The sequence below is a fragment of the Nocardioides caldifontis genome, assembly GCF_008087345.1.
GTDB classification, from domain to species: domain Bacteria; phylum Actinomycetota; class Actinomycetes; order Propionibacteriales; family Nocardioidaceae; genus Marmoricola_A; species Marmoricola_A caldifontis.
The window spans coordinates 303,878-319,407 of record NZ_ML701737.1 but is presented as its reverse complement, the minus strand read 5'-3'; the positions used below and the strand labels follow the sequence as shown (position 1 = coordinate 319,407).

At 70.4% G+C, this 15,530-nt stretch carries 15 protein-coding genes; 14 read left to right on the top strand and 1 reads right to left on the bottom strand.

What is annotated here, in order from left to right:
• Positions 1-16: 16 nt before the first annotated feature.
• Positions 17-730 (top strand): 50S ribosomal protein L1, encoded by a 714-nt coding sequence (gene rplA / locus FIP57_RS07295; protein WP_148572861.1) that lies wholly within the window; start codon positions 17-19, stop codon positions 728-730.
• Positions 731-1,127: 397 nt separating this feature from the next.
• Here rplA and FIP57_RS07290 read toward each other — a convergent pair whose 3' ends face one another.
• On the bottom strand, positions 1,128-2,123 hold the full coding sequence (locus tag FIP57_RS07290) for a DnaB-like helicase C-terminal domain-containing protein (RefSeq protein WP_162529701.1): 996 nt from the start codon (positions 2,121-2,123) through the stop codon (positions 1,128-1,130).
• 332 nt (positions 2,124-2,455) lie between these two features.
• Between FIP57_RS07290 and rplJ the strand changes: the two genes are divergently transcribed.
• The 13 genes from rplJ to FIP57_RS07225 all read left to right on the top strand — a co-directional run bounded on the left by rplJ (position 2,456) and on the right by FIP57_RS07225 (position 15,050).
• The gene (gene rplJ / locus FIP57_RS07285) at positions 2,456-3,118 is read left to right on the top strand and encodes a 50S ribosomal protein L10 (protein WP_148572859.1); all 663 of its coding nucleotides are present in this window, start codon (positions 2,456-2,458) and stop codon (positions 3,116-3,118) included.
• Between the two features lie 63 nt (positions 3,119-3,181).
• On the top strand, positions 3,182-3,577 hold the full coding sequence (gene rplL / locus FIP57_RS07280; RefSeq protein ID WP_148572858.1) for a 50S ribosomal protein L7/L12: 396 nt from the start codon (positions 3,182-3,184) through the stop codon (positions 3,575-3,577).
• Between the two features lie 286 nt (positions 3,578-3,863).
• Positions 3,864-4,814, top strand: a complete 951-nt coding sequence (locus tag FIP57_RS07275) for an ABC transporter ATP-binding protein (protein ID WP_148572857.1) — start codon at positions 3,864-3,866, stop codon at positions 4,812-4,814.
• A gap of 6 nt (positions 4,815-4,820) precedes the next feature.
• Positions 4,821-5,606, top strand: a complete 786-nt coding sequence (locus tag FIP57_RS07270) for an MlaE family ABC transporter permease (protein ID WP_148572856.1) — start codon at positions 4,821-4,823, stop codon at positions 5,604-5,606.
• Between the two features lie 4 nt (positions 5,607-5,610).
• On the top strand, positions 5,611-6,438 hold the full coding sequence (locus FIP57_RS07265; RefSeq protein WP_148572855.1) for an MlaE family ABC transporter permease: 828 nt from the start codon (positions 5,611-5,613) through the stop codon (positions 6,436-6,438).
• Positions 6,439-6,440: 2 nt separating this feature from the next.
• Complete coding sequence (locus FIP57_RS07260; RefSeq protein ID WP_148572854.1) at positions 6,441-7,736, top strand: MCE family protein; 1,296 nt, start codon at positions 6,441-6,443, stop codon at positions 7,734-7,736.
• Positions 7,733-8,785 carry an MCE family protein gene (locus FIP57_RS07255; protein ID WP_148572853.1) on the top strand — a complete coding sequence of 351 codons (1,053 nt, stop codon included), beginning with the start codon at positions 7,733-7,735 and terminating at the stop codon, positions 8,783-8,785. Before FIP57_RS07260 ends, FIP57_RS07255 begins: the two co-directional genes overlap by 4 nt.
• Before the next feature lie 49 nt (positions 8,786-8,834).
• On the top strand, positions 8,835-9,797 hold the full coding sequence (locus FIP57_RS07250) for an MCE family protein (protein WP_148572852.1): 963 nt from the start codon (positions 8,835-8,837) through the stop codon (positions 9,795-9,797).
• Between the two features lie 11 nt (positions 9,798-9,808).
• On the top strand, positions 9,809-11,011 hold the full coding sequence (locus FIP57_RS07245; RefSeq protein WP_148572851.1) for an MCE family protein: 1,203 nt from the start codon (positions 9,809-9,811) through the stop codon (positions 11,009-11,011).
• Positions 11,008-12,444 (top strand): MCE family protein, encoded by a 1,437-nt coding sequence (locus tag FIP57_RS07240; RefSeq protein ID WP_148572850.1) that lies wholly within the window; start codon positions 11,008-11,010, stop codon positions 12,442-12,444. Before FIP57_RS07245 ends, FIP57_RS07240 begins: the two co-directional genes overlap by 4 nt.
• Positions 12,441-13,733 carry an MCE family protein gene (locus FIP57_RS07235; protein ID WP_148572849.1) on the top strand — a complete coding sequence of 431 codons (1,293 nt, stop codon included), beginning with the start codon at positions 12,441-12,443 and terminating at the stop codon, positions 13,731-13,733. Before FIP57_RS07240 ends, FIP57_RS07235 begins: the two co-directional genes overlap by 4 nt.
• Positions 13,700-14,269 carry a hypothetical protein gene (locus FIP57_RS07230; protein ID WP_148572848.1) on the top strand — a complete coding sequence of 190 codons (570 nt, stop codon included), beginning with the start codon at positions 13,700-13,702 and terminating at the stop codon, positions 14,267-14,269. Before FIP57_RS07235 ends, FIP57_RS07230 begins: the two co-directional genes overlap by 34 nt.
• Positions 14,270-14,279: 10 nt before the next feature.
• Positions 14,280-15,050 carry a hypothetical protein gene (locus FIP57_RS07225; RefSeq protein ID WP_148572847.1) on the top strand — a complete coding sequence of 257 codons (771 nt, stop codon included), beginning with the start codon at positions 14,280-14,282 and terminating at the stop codon, positions 15,048-15,050.
• Positions 15,051-15,530: the final 480 nt, after the last annotated feature.

The window sequence follows — 15,530 nt, the reverse complement described above, 5'->3', positions numbered from 1 at the left end:
AGAGGAAACCAGAACCATGCAGCGCAGCAAGAGCTACCGGGCAGCAGCCCAGTCCTTCGACAAGGACGAGACCTACTCCCCGCTCGCGGCGATCAAGCTCGCCAAGGCCGGGAGCAAGAAGAAGTTCGACGAGACCGTCGACGTCGCGATGCGGCTCGGCGTCGACCCCCGCAAGGCCGACCAGATGGTGCGCGGCACCGTCAACCTCCCGCACGGCACCGGCAAGACCGCCAGGGTCCTGGTCTTCGCCAACGCCGCCAAGGCCGAGGAGGCCCGCGGGGCGGGCGCCGACTTCGTCGGCGGCGACGAGCTGATCGAGAAGGTCCAGGGCGGTTGGCTGGACTTCGACGCGGTCGTCGCGACGCCCGACATGATGGGCAAGGTCGGCCGGCTCGGCAAGGTGCTCGGCCCCCGAGGCCTGATGCCGAACCCGAAGACCGGCACGGTCACCATGGACGTCGCCAAGGCCGTCTCCGACATCAAGGGCGGCAAGATCGAGTTCCGGGTCGACCGGCACGCGAACCTGCACTTCATCATCGGCAAGGCGTCCTTCTCCGAGCAGCAGCTCGCCGAGAACTACGCCGCCGCGCTCGAGGAGGTGCTGCGGCTCAAGCCGGCCAGCTCCAAGGGCCGCTACATCCGCAAGGTGACGGTCTCGACGACCATGGGCCCCGGCATCCAGGTCGACCCGAACCGCACCCGCAACGTCGCCGGCGACGACGAGGCCTGACCGGCCACCCCGTCGTACGACAGCAGGACGCCCCTCGGAGGAGACTCCGGGGGGCGTTCCGTCGTCGATGGGGGTGTTGAGCCGCCCTTCGTGGCGCGTCCTGGAGACGTTGAGCCGCCCCACGTGGCGAGCCGCCGCCCGTCGTGGCCGGGGTCCGTGCACGTGAACGAACATTTGACCCGGCAACCGGCCGAACGACGTCGAAGGTCGTTCACCTGAACGACTCCTGGCGCGCCGGGTCGCGACCCGGGCTGAGTCCGAGGGCTGTCGTCCGGGGTGGTTGCCGTCGGCGCGGGCGTCGTACTCCATGGGGAACTGGTGGTTCCCATCGACTGCAACCTGTGGGGAGCACCGGTTTCCCAGGGCACCATGGGAAACCGCGGGGGCCCGGCCCGGGCTACTCGACGAAGACGCGCTCGTCGACGAGCTTTTCGCGCACCAGGCGGCCGCGGGTCTCGAAGCGGGACTGCTCGAACCGCTTCGGGAACTCCATGTCGACGCCGGTGAGCCCGGAGCGGTTCTTCTCGATGGAGAGGATCGCCCAGTGGTTGTACCGCTCGACGTTGCCGGCGTCGAAGACGAGGTGGTGGCGGGCGACGACGTCGTACTTGTTGTTGAGCATCAGCACGGTGTCGGCCTCGTAGGCCAGCGCGGAGGAGCCGCGCATGTGGTTGACCCGCATCCGCTTGCCCTTCTGGATCCCCTCCTTGTCGGAGGCGACGACGCAGAGCGTGGGTACGCCGTGGTCGAGGGCCATGTCCTTGACCTGGGTGACGATCTCGGTCGTCTTCTCCTCCTCCGGGACTCCCGGCATCGGGATCTTCTGGAGGTAGTCGATGCAGACGAACGGCGCGGTCCCGTGCTTCTCGGTGACCGCCTCGACGGTCTCCTTGATGACCTCGATCGTGGTCTTGCTGCCGGAGGAGCGGTGGACGGTGAGCCGGTCGGAGTACTCCCGCACGACCTCGAGCGCCTCGGCGCCGCCGGAGGTGTCGGAGAGCCTCTGGGAGAGGCTCCGGCCGAGCCCGTCGTTGGCCTCGAACGTGGCGCGGATCCGGTTGATGCTGGGGGCGTCGATGCCGCCGATCAGCCCGGCCTCGAGGGCGACGAGCCGGATGAGCATCGTCGTCTGGTCGTGCTCGTAGCAGAAGTAGAGGACCGGCCGGCCCTGGCGGGCGATGTTGCGGGCGACCTGGAGGACCCAGGTCGTCTTGCCCATCCCCTGGGGGCCGCCGATGAGGATCAGGTCGCCGCTGCGGAAGCCGCCCTGGAGGTTCGCGTCGAGCACGTCGAAGCCGGTCGGCCAGACGCGTGCGCTGTTGTCGGCCCCCATCCGGACACGGTGGTCGGCCATGTCCAGGGTGTCGGTGAGCGATTGGAGCTGCAGATCCACGGGTCCCATGGTCACAGAACCGGGTGACCTTTGGGCGAGTATCGCCCGATTCGGTCCGGTCGGCGGCCGCCGATTTGGCCGGTCGACCGGCCGCCCCGTACGATGAGATCCGTAACCGAAGACCGCCGGTCGTGGCGTGCCTGGAAACAGGTCGTCACCGAAGGTCCCGCAGGAGCGGGCGGCCCGCGCAGGTGACACCGAGCAGCACCCGGGTCCGCCCGGGTCCCACGCCCTGTGCCGTCTGCGCGCAGGGCGTTCGTCGTTCCCGGCCCCGAGCCGGAGCGGCGCTCGTCCCGGGGGTCTCCGGGCCCAGCCACATCGGAAGGAGACCCATGGCGAGGCCAGACAAGGCAGCCGCCGTCTCGGAGCTCGTGGAGTCGTTCCAGGAGTCCACCGGCGCCGTGCTGACCGAGTACCGCGGTCTCACCGTCAAGCAGCTGCAGGACCTGCGGCGTGCTCTCGGCGAGAACGCCAACTACGCCGTGGTGAAGAACACCCTGACCCAGATCGCCGCCAAGGACGCCGGAGTGGAGGGTCTCGACGACCTCCTCCTCGGTCCGACCGCCATCGCCTTCATCAACGGCGACGTGGTCGAGGCGGCGAAGGGGCTGCGTGACTTCGCCAAGGCCAACCCCGCCCTCGTCATCAAGGGCGGCTACTTCGAAGGCAAGCCCCTCGAGGCCTCCGAGATCGCCAAGCTGGCCGATCTGGAGTCCCGCGAGGTGCTGCTCGGCAAGCTCGCCGGCGCGATGCTCGCGTCGCTGAGCCAGGCCGTGTACCTCCTCAACGCGCCGCTGGCCCAGGCCGCCCGTCTCGCGGGTGCGCTGCAGGCGAAGGCCGAGGAGGACCCCTCGATCCTCGCGGGTGGTGCCGGTGCTCCGGCCGCCCAGGACGCGGGCACCGCGGAGGAGACGGCTCCGGAGGAGCCCGCAGCCGAGGAGGGCGCCACCGACACGGGGGCGACCGACGAGGCCGCGGACACCACCGAGGCCTGACGACCAACCACCCACCAGAACGGGTCCCCTCATCGGGACCACCCACACGGAAGGAACGCCACCATGGCGAAGCTCAGCACCGACGAGCTGCTCGACGCTTTCAAGGAGATGACCCTCCTGGAGCTCAGCGAGTTCGTGAAGCAGTTCGAGGACACCTTCGGCGTGACCGCTGCGGCCCCGGTGGCCGTCGCCGCCGCGCCGGCCGCCGGTGGCGCCGCTGGCGACGCCGGTGACGCCGCCGCCGAGCAGGACGAGTTCGACGTCGTCCTCGAGGCCGCCGGTGACAAGAAGATCAACGTCATCAAGGAGGTGCGCGCCCTCACCAGCCTCGGCCTCAAGGAGGCCAAGGAGCTGGTGGAGTCCGCCCCCAAGGCCGTGCTCGAGAAGGTCAACAAGGAGGCCGCGGACAAGGCCAAGGAGCAGCTCGAGGCTGCCGGCGCCAGCGTCTCGGTCAAGTGACCCCCGCCGCGTGAGCGGCAGTCACACAGCCGCGTGAGCGGCATTGCAGCACCGCGGAGGAGCGGTCGCCCCTGAGGGGCGGCCGCTCCTCCTGCTTTTGCCCCTCCACGCCGCCTACCTGCGGTTTCGTCCCACGCACCCCCCGCCCCGGTGTGACCCGGACCACGGGATCCGTCCCGCGAGGTCGTAACGCAGCCCGGGGTTACTCGTTGGTTGCAGCGGGGTAGAAACCGTGCGCTGCATCACGTGGGAGGCGTGAGGCGCGCTTGAGCGAGGGAGACAGGCCGTGGGTGTCGAGATCAAGGTGGAGCACCTCACCAAGTCGTTCGGCAAGCAGCTGATCTGGGGTGACGTGACGCTGACGATCCCCGCGGGAGAGATCTGCGTGATGCTCGGCCCCTCCGGCACCGGCAAGTCGGTCTTCCTCAAGACGCTCATCGGGCTGATCAAGCCCGACGAGGGCAACATCTGGATCGAGGGGCTGGACATCGCCAACTGCTCGGAGAAGGACCTGTACGAGGTCCGCAAGCTCTTCGGGGTGCTGTTCCAGGACGGCGCGATGTTCGGCTCGATGACCCTCTACGACAACGTCGCCTTCCCGCTGCGCGAGCACACGAAGAAGTCCGAGTCCGAGGTCCACAACATCGTCATGGAGAAGATGGACCTCGTCGGCCTGGTGGGCGCCGAGGACAAGCTCCCCGGCGAGATCTCCGGCGGGATGCGGAAGCGGGCCGGGCTGGCCCGCGCGCTGGTCCTCGACCCCGAGATCGTGCTGTTCGACGAGCCGGACTCCGGTCTCGACCCGGTGCGTACGGCGTTCCTCAACCAGCTGATCGTCGACCTCAACGCGCAGATCGACGCGACGTTCCTGATCGTCACCCACGACATCAACACCGCCCGGACCGTCCCGGACAACATCGGGCTGCTGTACCACAAGCACCTCGCGATGTTCGGTCCCCGGGAGATGCTGCTCTCCTCCGAGGAGCCCGTCGTCCGGCAGTTCCTCAACGCCCAGCGGGTCGGTCCGATCGGCATGTCGGAGGAGAAGGACGCCGACGAGCTCGAGGCGGAGAAGGACCAGGAGCTGCCCCCGCTGCCGCCGATCCCGCTGCAGATCGAGCCGACCAACGGCAAGCCGCGGCGCAGCCAGCGCGAGCCGGGGGCGTGGTGCCGGGAGAACGGCGTGACCCCGCCCCCGGGGTCGTTCCAGGACGCGACAGCGGCGGCGGCGGTCTAGCGCGACATGTCCTCGATCACGTCCGCACGCGTGCTGCGGCCGGTCGGGACCGCGGGGAAGCTCTTCGCCTTCGCTCTCGACGTGGGCCGCGGCCTCTTCCGCCGCCCCTTCCAGTGGCGCGAGTTCCTCCAGCAGTCCTGGTTCATCGCCTCGGTGACGATCATCCCGACCGCCCTCGTCGCGATCCCGTTCGGCGCCGTCATCGCCCTCCAGGTCGGCGGGCTCATCCAGCAGTTCGGCGCGCAGTCCTTCACCGGGTCGGCGGCGGTGCTCGCGGTCGTCCGGGAGGCCGGCCCGATCGCGACCTCGCTGCTGATCGCCGGCGCGGGCGGTTCCGCGATCGCCGCGGACCTCGGCGCCCGGAAGATCCGCGAGGAGCTCGACGCGATGATGGTGCTCGGGATCGACCCGATCCAGCGCCTCGTCGTGCCCCGCGTGCTCGCCTGCATGTTCGTCGCGGTCTTCCTCAACGGGCTCGTCAGCGTGGTCGGCGTGCTCGGCGGCTACGTCTTCAACGTCGTCCTGCAGGACGGCACGCCCGGCTCCTACCTCGCCAGCTTCACCGCGCTGGCCCAGCTGCCCGACGTCTGGCAGGGGCTGGCGAAGGCTCTCGTGTTCGGGCTCATCGCGGCCATCGTGGCGTCGTACAAGGGGATGAACGCGGGCGGCGGCCCGAAGGGTGTCGGCGACGCGGTCAACGAGTCCGTCGTCATCACGTTCATCCTGCTGTTCGTCGCGAACTTCGTGATGAGCGCCATCTACTTCCAGCTCGTCCCGCCGAAGACAGGGTGACGCGGTGGCCGACCTGAAGGCGCTCGCCGCCAAGCCCGTGCAGCAGCTGGACCACCTCGGCAGCCAGCTGAAGTTCTACGTGACCGCGGTCGCGTGGACCCCGCGCTCGATCCGCCGCTACAAGAAGGAGATCCTCCGGCTGCTCGCCGAGGTCACCCTCGGCTCCGGCGCGCTCGCCGTCATCGGCGGCACCGTCGGCGTCATCACGATGATGGCGTTCTTCACCGGCACCGAGGTCGGGCTCCAGGGGTACGCCGCGCTCAACCAGATCGGCACCTCGGCGTTCTCGGGGTTCGTCTCGGCGTACTTCAACACCCGCGAGATCGCGCCGCTGGTCGCCGGCATCGCGCTCGCCGCGACCGTCGGCTGCGGCTTCACCGCCCAGCTCGGGGCGATGCGGATCAGCGAGGAGGTCGACGCCCTCGAGGTGATGGCGATCCCGTCGCTGCCGTTCCTGGTCACCACCCGGATCGTCGCGGCGCTGATCGCGGTCATCCCGCTCTACGTCATCGGGCTGCTGTCGTCGTACTTCGCGACCCGGCTCACGGTCACCCAGTTCTTCGGGCAGAGCACCGGCACCTACGACCACTACTTCGAGCTGTTCCTGCCGCCCGGCGACGTGCTGTGGTCGTTCGGCAAGGTGCTCGTCTTCTCGGTCGTGGTCGTGCTGATCCACTGCTACCACGGCTACAACGCCTCGGGCGGCCCCGCCGGCGTCGGCGTCGCGGTCGGCCGCGCCGTGCGTACGTCGATCGTCGCGATCAACGTCATCGACCTGCTGCTGTCGATGGCGATCTGGGGCACCACCACGACCGTGAGGCTGGCGGGGTAGCCATGGCCGCACGGAACCCGTTCACCGCGATCAGCGGCCGCGTCCTCGGCGTGGTCTTCCTGGCGCTGTGCCTGCTCTTCGTCTGGTTCACCTACGCGGTGTTCACCAAGAAGTTCAGCGAGTACGACGAGGTCACGCTCCAGTCCTCGAAGATCGGCCTCTCCCTCCCGGCCCGCGCGGACGTGAAGATCCGCGGCGTGCTCGTGGGGGAGGTGCTGGAGACCGCGACCGACGGCGACGGTGCCCGGCTCACCCTCGGGCTCTACCCGGAGACCCGCGACACGATCCCGAAGAACGTCACCGCGCAGATCCTGCCCAAGACGCTCTTCGGCGAGAAGTACGTCTCGCTCGACGTGCCGCAGGACCCCTCGCCCGAGCCGATCGCGGCCGGCGACACCATCCAGCGCACCGACGTCGCCATCGAGGTCGAGGAGGTCCTCAACGATCTCTACCCGCTGCTGCGCACCGTCCAGCCGGAGCAGCTGAACTACACGCTGACCGCGGTCGCGAACGTGCTCGAGGGGCGCGGCGACCAGCTCGGCACGACGCTCGAGACCCTCGACAGCTACCTCGGCCGGCTCAACCCCGAGATCCCGGCGCTGCTCGAGACCCTCACCGACCTCGGCTCGGTGTCGCAGACCTACGAGTCGGTGGTCCCCGAGCTCACCCGGCTGCTGCGCAACACCGTGCGGACGACGAACACCTTCGAGAGCGAGGAGGACCGGATCCAGGCGCTGTTCGACGACGTGGCCGGTTTCTCGGGCACCGCACGGGAGTTCCTCGAGGCCAACGGCGACAACCTGATCCGGCTCTCGGAGCAGGGCCAGCAGATCCTCCCGCTGCTCGAGCGCTACGCCCCGCAGTTCCCGTGCTTCCTCGACGGCGCGGTCGAGCTGATCCCGCGCGAGGCGGAGGCGTTCCGCAACAAGACGCTGCACATCTACGTCGAGACGCTGCCCCACCAGCCGCGCGGGTACAACCCGGACGACCGGCCGGTGAACGGCGACCGCCGTGGTCCGTTCCCCTTCTGCGAGCTGCTGTACGACGCGATGGAGGGCAAGTACGGCCAGCACCGGCTGCCGCCGCGGGCGATCGTGCCGGACATCAACGACGGCGTGGAGTACCCCGTCGGGAAGCGGGTGGCCCCCGGGGACGCCGTCGTCGGCACCGAGGACGAACAGCAGGTGATCGACCGGCTCGCGGCCCCCGTGCTCGACGTGCCCCCGACCGAGGTGCCCGACCTCGCGACCCTGCTGCTGGGGCCGCTCGCGCGAGGGCAGGGGGTGACGATCCGGTGAAGCTCCTCGACAAGGAGACCGCGGGCGCGACCGTCAAGCTCGGCATCTTCGTCGTCGTGACCACGGTCGCGACCGCGCTGCTCGCGATCACGATCGGCAACATCTCGTTCGGCGCCACGAACACCTACAAGGCGGTGTTCTCCGACGCCACCGGCGTGGTGAAGGGCGACGACGTCCGCATCGCCGGCGTCAAGGTCGGCACCGTACAAGGCGTCGAGATCGTGGACCGGACCAAGGCGCTCGTCGAGTTCGAGGTGCAGGAGAGCTCACGGCTCACCGAGAGCACCGAGGCGACGATCCGCTACCGCAACCTCGTCGGCCAGCGCTACATCGCCCTCACCCAGGGCCCCGGCGGCCCCGGGGTGCTGCGCGACGGCGCGACCATCCCGATGGAGCGGACCACCCCCGCGCTCGACCTCACCGTGCTGTTCAACGGGTTCAAGCCGCTGTTCGCCGCCCTGTCCCCGGCCGACGTCAACGACCTCGCCTACGAGCTGATCCAGGTGTTCCAGGGCGAGGGCGGCACGCTCGAGGGGCTGCTCGACCGGACCGCCTCGGTCACCAGCACGCTCGCCGCCCGCGACCGGCTCATCGGCGACCTGATCGCGAACCTCAACCAGACGCTGACCACCATCGGCGACCGCGACCAGCAGCTCTCCGACCTCATCGTCCAGCTGCGCCGCTTCGTCGGCGGGCTCAGCCAGGACCGCGAAGCGATCCTGGGGTCGCTCGACACGATCTCCGACCTGGCCGTGCAGACCTCCGACCTGGTCACCGGCATCCGCCCGGGGCTCACCAAGGACGTCAAGGAGCTGCGCAGGGTGGCCGGCAACCTCGACCGGAACCGTGGCGAGCTCGACCGCGCGATCAAGGTCCTCCCGATCAAGCTCGAGAAGATCGGCCGCACCGCGATCTACGGCTCCTGGTTCAACTTCTACCTCTGCGAGTTCGGCGGCCGGGTCCGGTTCGGCGACGAGGTGCTCATCGACCGCCCGCTCTACTCCGTGGCCAACGGCCCCGGAGCCCAGGACAGGTGCAACATCGGATGAACCACCCCACGAGACCACTCGCTCCGCTCGCGCTTCCGCGGGAGCCCCGATGAGCACCAACTTCCGCGACCGCAACCCGGTGGTGATCGGGGCGATCAGCATCGCCGTGATCGCCGCGCTGATGGCCGCCGCCTTCAAGGCCGGCGACCTGCCGCTGATCGGCGGCGGCGACACCTACTACGCGTCGTTCTCCGAGGCCGGCGGGCTCAAGGCGAACGACGAGGTCCGCATCGCCGGCGTCCGGGTCGGCAAGGTCCGCGACGTCTCGCTCCACGACGGCCAGGTGCGGGTCGAGTTCCAGGTCGACGGCGACGCCGAGTTCGGCCCGCAGAGCGAGGCCCAGATCAGGGTCAAGACGATCCTCGGGGCGATGTACCTCGCCCTGGTCCCGTCCGGCTCCGGGCAGATGGAGGAAGGGGCCACGATCCCGGTCGAGCGCACCGCCTCGCCGTACGACGTGGTGGACGTGTTCGAGGGGCTCGCCGAGCGGTCCGAGCGCATCGACACCGACCAGCTCGCCACCGCCCTCGACACCGTCGCGACCCTGACCCGGAACACCCCCGAGGAGTTCCAGGCGGCGCTGAAGGGGGTCAGCGCCCTCTCGGCCAACGTCGCCGCCCGCGACGCCGAGCTCAACACCCTGCTGCAGAACCTCCAGAAGGTCTCCCGGGTGCTCGGCGACCGGCGCCAGGACATCGTCGGGCTGATGGAGGACGGCGACCGGCTCTTCCGGGCGCTGATCGCCCGGCGCGAGGCCGTCCACGACCTGCTGGTCTCGACGAGCCAGCTCTCCCAGCAGCTCACCGGGCTGGTCAAGGACACCCGCGCCGACCTCAAGCCGGCGCTCGACCACCTCGGCAACGTCGTCGACATGCTCAACGCCAACCAGGAGAACCTCGACGCCAGCCTCCGGCTGATGGCGCCGTTCTACCGGGTGTTCGCCAACACCCTGGGCAACGGTCCCTGGTTCGACACCATCGTCCAGAACATCCCCCCGAACCCGGACCTGTGAGGCCACCCGAGATGCCGTCCCTGCCTTCGCTCCCGCGCCCCGGCGTGGGCCCCGCCGCGCTCCGCGCGGTGGCGCTCGCGGTCGTCGGCGTGCTGGTCGTCGCGGCCGTGGTGACGCTCTGGCCCGGCACCGACCAGAAGCGGCTGACCGCGAGCTTCCCGCGCACGGTCTCGATCTACGAGGGGTCCAGCGTCCGGGTGCTCGGCGTCCCGATCGGCGAGGTCGTCACCGTCGAGCCCGCCGGCACGCTGGTGAAGGTCACGATGGAGTACGACCCCGAGGTGAAGGTCCCGGCCGACGTGAAGGCCGCCGTCGTCGCGCCGTCGGTGGTCGGCGACCGGTTCATCCAGCTCACGCCGGTCTACGAGAAGGGGCCGGAGCTGCCCGACGGCGCCACCCTGTCGGAGGAGCGCACCGCGATCCCGCTCGAGCTCGACCAGATCTACCAGAGCATCGACGACCTCGCGGTCGCGCTCGGCCCCGACGGCGCCAACAAGGAGGGCGCGCTGACCCGGCTGCTCGACTCCGCCGCCCGCAACTTCGGCGGCCAGGGCGCGCAGTTCAACGAGACGGTCCGCAACCTGAGCCGGTTCACCCGGACCCTCGACACGAACAAGGACGCGCTGTTCGGGACCGCCCGCGAGGTGGAGCGGTTCGTCAAGGCGCTCGCCGAGAACGACCAGACCGTCCGCGACTTCAACGACAGCCTGGCCGGCGCCTCGACGGTCCTCGAGGAGGAGCGCGAGGAGCTCTCCGCGGCGCTGAAGAACCTCGGCGTCGCGATGGAGCAGGTCTCGTCGTTCGTGAAGGAGAACGAGCAGGCTCTGTCGCGCAACGTGAAGGGGCTCCGACAGGTCAGCGAGGTGCTGGTCCGGCAGCGCGACCACCTCGAGGAGGTGCTCGAGGTCGCCCCCACCGCGCTCGCGAACCTCTTCCACACCTACAACCCGGAGACCGGCACGCTCGACACGCGCGCGAACCTCACCAGCATCGTGGACCGCCCGGTCGAGCTGGTCTGCACGCTGATCATGCCGCTGGACCCGAAGGGCGAGCCGCTGTGCAACGCGCTGCGGGAGCTCCCCGGGCTCAGCAACATCCCGCCCCGCCGGGCCGGCACCGGGGACAGTCAGGCCGCCGGGCGGTCCGACCGGCCGGCCGTCGAGATCGAGCACGTGGACACCACGCTCGCCGGGATCCTGGAGGAGGCGCGATGAGCCGTCGGCGTACGACCAGGATCGGCGCGCTCGCCGCCAGCACGGCGCTGCTCCTCAGCGGCTGCGACTTCTCCGTCTACGACCTGCCGCTCCCCGGTGGGGCGGACGTCGGCGACGACCCTTACCGCGTCACCGTCATGTTCCGCGACGTGCTCGACCTCGTGCCGCAGTCCGCGGTGAAGGTCGACGACGTCTCGGTCGGGCGGGTCGAGGAGATCGAGGTCCAGGACTACCACGCGAAGGTCACCCTGCTCCTCCACGACGACGTCGAGCTCCCCGGGAACGCGGTCGCCGAGATCCGGCAGACCAGCCTGCTCGGCGAGAAGTTCGTCTCGCTCTCCCCGCCGCCGAGGAACCCGAGCTCCGAGGAGCTCGGCGACGGCGACGTGATCGGGCTCGAGCGGAGCGGCCGCAACCCCGAGGTCGAGGAGGTGCTCGGCGCCCTCTCGCTGGTGCTCAACGGCGGCGGCGTGGCCCAGCTGAAGACGATCACCACCGAGCTGAACAAGACGTTCAAGGGGCGCGAGGGCACGGTGAAGTCGGTGATGCGCCGCACCAGCGAGCTCATGGGGCAGCTCGACGGCAGCAAGGAGGAGATCGTCGAGGCGCTGGAACGGGTCAACTCGCTGTCGGTCTCGCTGAACGAGCACACCGACGACCTCGACCTCGCCCTGGAAGAGCTGCCGAGCGCGATCGCCTCGGTCGACCGGCAGCGCGACGACCTGGTCAGGATGCTGCGCGCGCTGACCCGGCTCAGCGGGATCGGCACCCGGGTCATCCAGGCGTCGAAGGCCGGCACGATCGACAGCCTCGAGTCGCTCGCCCCGACCCTCACCAAGCTGGCCGAGTCGGGCGACAGCCTGGCGAAGTCGCTGCAGATCGTGCTGACCTACCCGTTCGTCGACAGCGTCGTCGGGACCAACCCGCAGCAGGCCCGCGACCTGCACATGGGCGACTACATGAACCTGTCGTTCACCCTCGACCTCGAGCTCGGCCAGCTGCTGGAGACCGCGGGGGCCGGTGACCTACGGGACCTGCTCGGAGCCACCCAGCTCGACCGGGTGCTCGAGCAGGTCTTCGGCATCGCCGGCGGGCTGACCGGGTTGCTCGGGCTCGGCGGCGGCACGCTGCCCGGCGGCCCCGGCGGTGGCCAGGGCGGCAACGGCGGGAACGGGGGCGGTGGCGGCGGGCTGCTCGGCGACCTCGGCGGCCTCCTCGGCGGGGGCGGCCAGGGTGGGGGCCAGGGTGGCGGTCGCAACGGGGGCCAGAGCGGCCAGGGCAGCCAGGGCGGCAGCGGCGGGCTGCTCGGTGGGCTCCTCGGCCGGGCGGCGGTCGGCGAGCAGCCGGCACGCGGCGCCGCGGCGCCCGCGGTCCGTCCGGGCGCCGTCGACTCCGACCTCGCCGCGATGCTGGTCTGGGGGATGACGTCGTGATCACCAAGCGCACCAAGATGCAGCTGATGGTCTTCGTGCTCATCACGCTGCTCGGAGTCTCCTACGTCGGCGCGCGCTACGCGCAGCTCGACCGGCTGGTCCTCGACGACAGCTACCGGGTCACCGCGCACTTCGCGGACTCCGGCGGGATCTTCGAGGGCGCCGAGGTGACCTACCGCGGCGTCACGGTCGGCCGGGTCGGCTCGATGGAGCTGACCGACGAGGGGGTCGACGTCCACCTCGACATCGACAACGGCGAGGACGCCATCCCCGCCGACACCCGGGCGATCGTCGGGAACCGCTCCGCGGTCGGGGAGCAGTACGTCGAGCTCCAGCCGGAGAGCAACGGCAAGCCGTACCTCGACGAGGGCGCGGAGATCGAGCTGTCGAAGACCGCGATCCCGATCAGCAGCTCCAAGTGGCTCACCGACACCCAGCGGCTCGTCCAGTCCGTCGACCGCCAGGACCTGCGCACGGTGGTCCGCGAGTTCGGCGCGGCCTTCGAGGACGGCGGGGCCGACCTCGAGCGGCTCATCGACTCCTCGAGCTCGTTCATCGAGACCGCGGACGAGAACTTCGCGCTGACCACCCGGTTGATCCGCGACAGCAACACCGTGCTGTCGACCCAGCTCGACAAGGCCTCCGCGATCCGCACCTTCTCCCGCGACCTGGCCCGGCTCTCCGACACCCTCGTGGCCAGCGACCGCGACATCCGCCGGATCATCGCCAACGGCAGCGCCACGGCGAACACCCTCCGGACCTTCCTGGAGGAGAACGAGGTCGACCTCGGCCGGCTGCTGGACAACCTCGTCACCACCAACGAGCTGGTCGTCGAGCACCTGCCGGGCGTCGAGATGATGCTGATCCTCTACCCCTACGTGGTCGCCGGCGGCTACGCCGTGGTCGACGACGACAACAGCCAGGGGGTCTACAACGCCCACTTCGGGCTCGTCATGGACGAGTTCGTCCCGCTCTGCAAGGGCGGCTACGACCGCGGTCAGCGGCGGGACCCGGAGACCGACCGCGGCAACAAGGCGATGGACGAGGACGCACGCTGCACCGAGCCGATCGGGCAGAGCAACCCCCGCGGGGCGCAGCACTCCCCGCGTCGGGTCGCGCCCGGCGAGGTGCCCACCCTCGCGTCGTACGACCGCGACTCCGGCGAGGTCACCTACCTCGACGGCACGGAGGAGTCCGCGGGGACTGTCAGCTACACCGGCGGCGCGGGAGCGGCGCTGGGGAAGGAGTCGTGGAAGTGGTTGCTGCTCCAGCCGCTCAGCAGCCGGTGACCGCCGGCCCCGAGGAGACCGACCGCCGTCCGCCCGGACGGCGGCGCCTCGCCACCGTCCTCGCCGTGCTCACCGTGCTCGCGCTCGTCGGCACCGTCGTGCTCCTGGTCTGGCTGCGGGGCGAGACCAGCGACGCCGACGCCGCCGGCCAGGACCGCCTCGAGGTGGTGCAGGCCGCCGAACGGTTCGTCGAGACCTGGAACACCTTCACCCCCGACGCCGCCGACCAGTACGTCGAGGAGGTCGCCCCCCTGCTGAGCACGAAGTTCCGCAAGGAGTTCACCGACTCCGCGCAGGACGTCCTCGCCGGGATCCAGCAGCAGCAGCTCTCCTCGAAGGGGGAGGTGCTCGTCGACGCCGACGGGATCCCGCTGGTCGGGATCGCGACGATCGACGCGGACTCCGCCGAGGTGCTCGTGGTCTCCGACGCCGACCGGGTCTCCTCGGGGCAGCAGGTCGCGCGCCACTGGCGGTGGCAGGTGTCGCTGGTGCAGGTGGACGGCGAGTGGCTCGTCGACTCGTTCAAGGAAGTGTGAGGTGGCCACGATGAGCAACCAGACGAGCAACCAGCAGGCCGTGCCGCGACGGCGCCGGATCGCGGGGGAGCGTCGTCCGCGCACCGTGGAGAGCGCGTCGGCGGCAGCCCCGCCGAAGGACGAGGCCGCGACCGGCACCCTCACGGTCCCTCGCCCGTCCGCTCCGACCCAGGCGCCCGCCCGTCGGTCCATGCCTCCGCAGCGGCGTCGGCGTGCCGAGGGCCGAGCACCCGCACCCTCCCGGCGTACGACGGGGACGGGCTGGTGGGGCTCGACCACCTCGCTGGCCGTCCTCGCGGCGGCGCTGGTCGTCCTGCTGGCGGTCTCCGGGGCCGCCGCGCTCGGCTGGCTCTCCTGGGCCGGCGTCGACGGCGTCGACGACGTCCGCAGCGGCGAGCGGGTCGAGGCGGCCTCCGACTCCGCGGCGGCCGCCGCCGAGCGTGCCGCCGCGGCGATCCTGGTCTACGACCACCGGCGCCTCGAGCAGGACCGGGACGCGGCCGCGGAGTTCATGACCGAGGAGATGGCCTCGAAGTACACCGAGACCTTCGACTCCGTCGTGGCACCGGCGGCGAAGCAGACCCAGGCACAGGTGACCGTCGAGGTGCAGGGCTCCGCGGTGGTGCGCGGCGCGGAGGACCGGGTGCGGGTCCTGCTCTTCGTGGACCAGAGCACCACGAGCACGGCGAACGCGAACCCGAAGCTGGCGCTGAACCGGGTGGAGATGGTCATGGTCCGGCAGGACGGCAGCTGGCTGGTCGACGAGATCACGTCGTACTGAGCTGGACGGGCCGAGCGTGTCGGCTCCGCCGCCACGCTGCCGGCCTGCTGGACGGGCCGAGCGTGTCGGCTCCGCCGCCACGCTGCCGGCCTGCTGGACGGGCCGAGCGTGTCGGCTCCGCCGCCATGCTGCCGGCCTGCTGGACGGGCCGAGCGTGTCGGCTCCGCCGCCATGCTGCCGGCCTGCTGGACGGGCCGAGCGCGCCGGCTCCGCCGCCATGCTGCCGGCCTGCTCGACGGGCTGCTGGCCGCGCACGGGAAAGGCGGGACAGACCAGGACGAAACGACTGGGCAATCGTGTGGAGTTGCTTGACTCACCCCCCTGATCGGTCCATGCTTTCCGTGCGTTGACGAGCCGCTGATGGCTCTCTCGCCGGTCATATGGAGGGCCGTGCGATGGAGAGTGACGAAGGCGTGCTCCCTCTGGTTGTGCCCGCGTTCCAGCGCTGGTAGGCTCGGCCGTTGCGCCTGCCCTCACCCT

Excerpts from the sequence above, each read along its gene's own strand:
- rplA (WP_148572861.1), top strand. The coding sequence starts at position 17 with ATGCAGCGCAGCAAGAGCTACCGGGCAGCAGCCCAGTCCTTCGACAAG.
- rplJ (WP_148572859.1), top strand. The coding sequence starts at position 2,456 with ATGGCGAGGCCAGACAAGGCAGCCGCCGTCTCGGAGCTCGTGGAGTCG.
- rplL (WP_148572858.1), top strand. The coding sequence starts at position 3,182 with ATGGCGAAGCTCAGCACCGACGAGCTGCTCGACGCTTTCAAGGAGATG.
- FIP57_RS07270 (WP_148572856.1), top strand. The coding sequence starts at position 4,821 with ATGTCCTCGATCACGTCCGCACGCGTGCTGCGGCCGGTCGGGACCGCG.
- FIP57_RS07260 (WP_148572854.1), top strand. The coding sequence starts at position 6,441 with ATGGCCGCACGGAACCCGTTCACCGCGATCAGCGGCCGCGTCCTCGGC.
- FIP57_RS07250 (WP_148572852.1), top strand. The coding sequence starts at position 8,835 with ATGAGCACCAACTTCCGCGACCGCAACCCGGTGGTGATCGGGGCGATC.
- FIP57_RS07245 (WP_148572851.1), top strand. The coding sequence starts at position 9,809 with ATGCCGTCCCTGCCTTCGCTCCCGCGCCCCGGCGTGGGCCCCGCCGCG.
- FIP57_RS07240 (WP_148572850.1), top strand. The coding sequence starts at position 11,008 with ATGAGCCGTCGGCGTACGACCAGGATCGGCGCGCTCGCCGCCAGCACG.
- FIP57_RS07225 (WP_148572847.1), top strand. The coding sequence starts at position 14,280 with ATGAGCAACCAGACGAGCAACCAGCAGGCCGTGCCGCGACGGCGCCGG.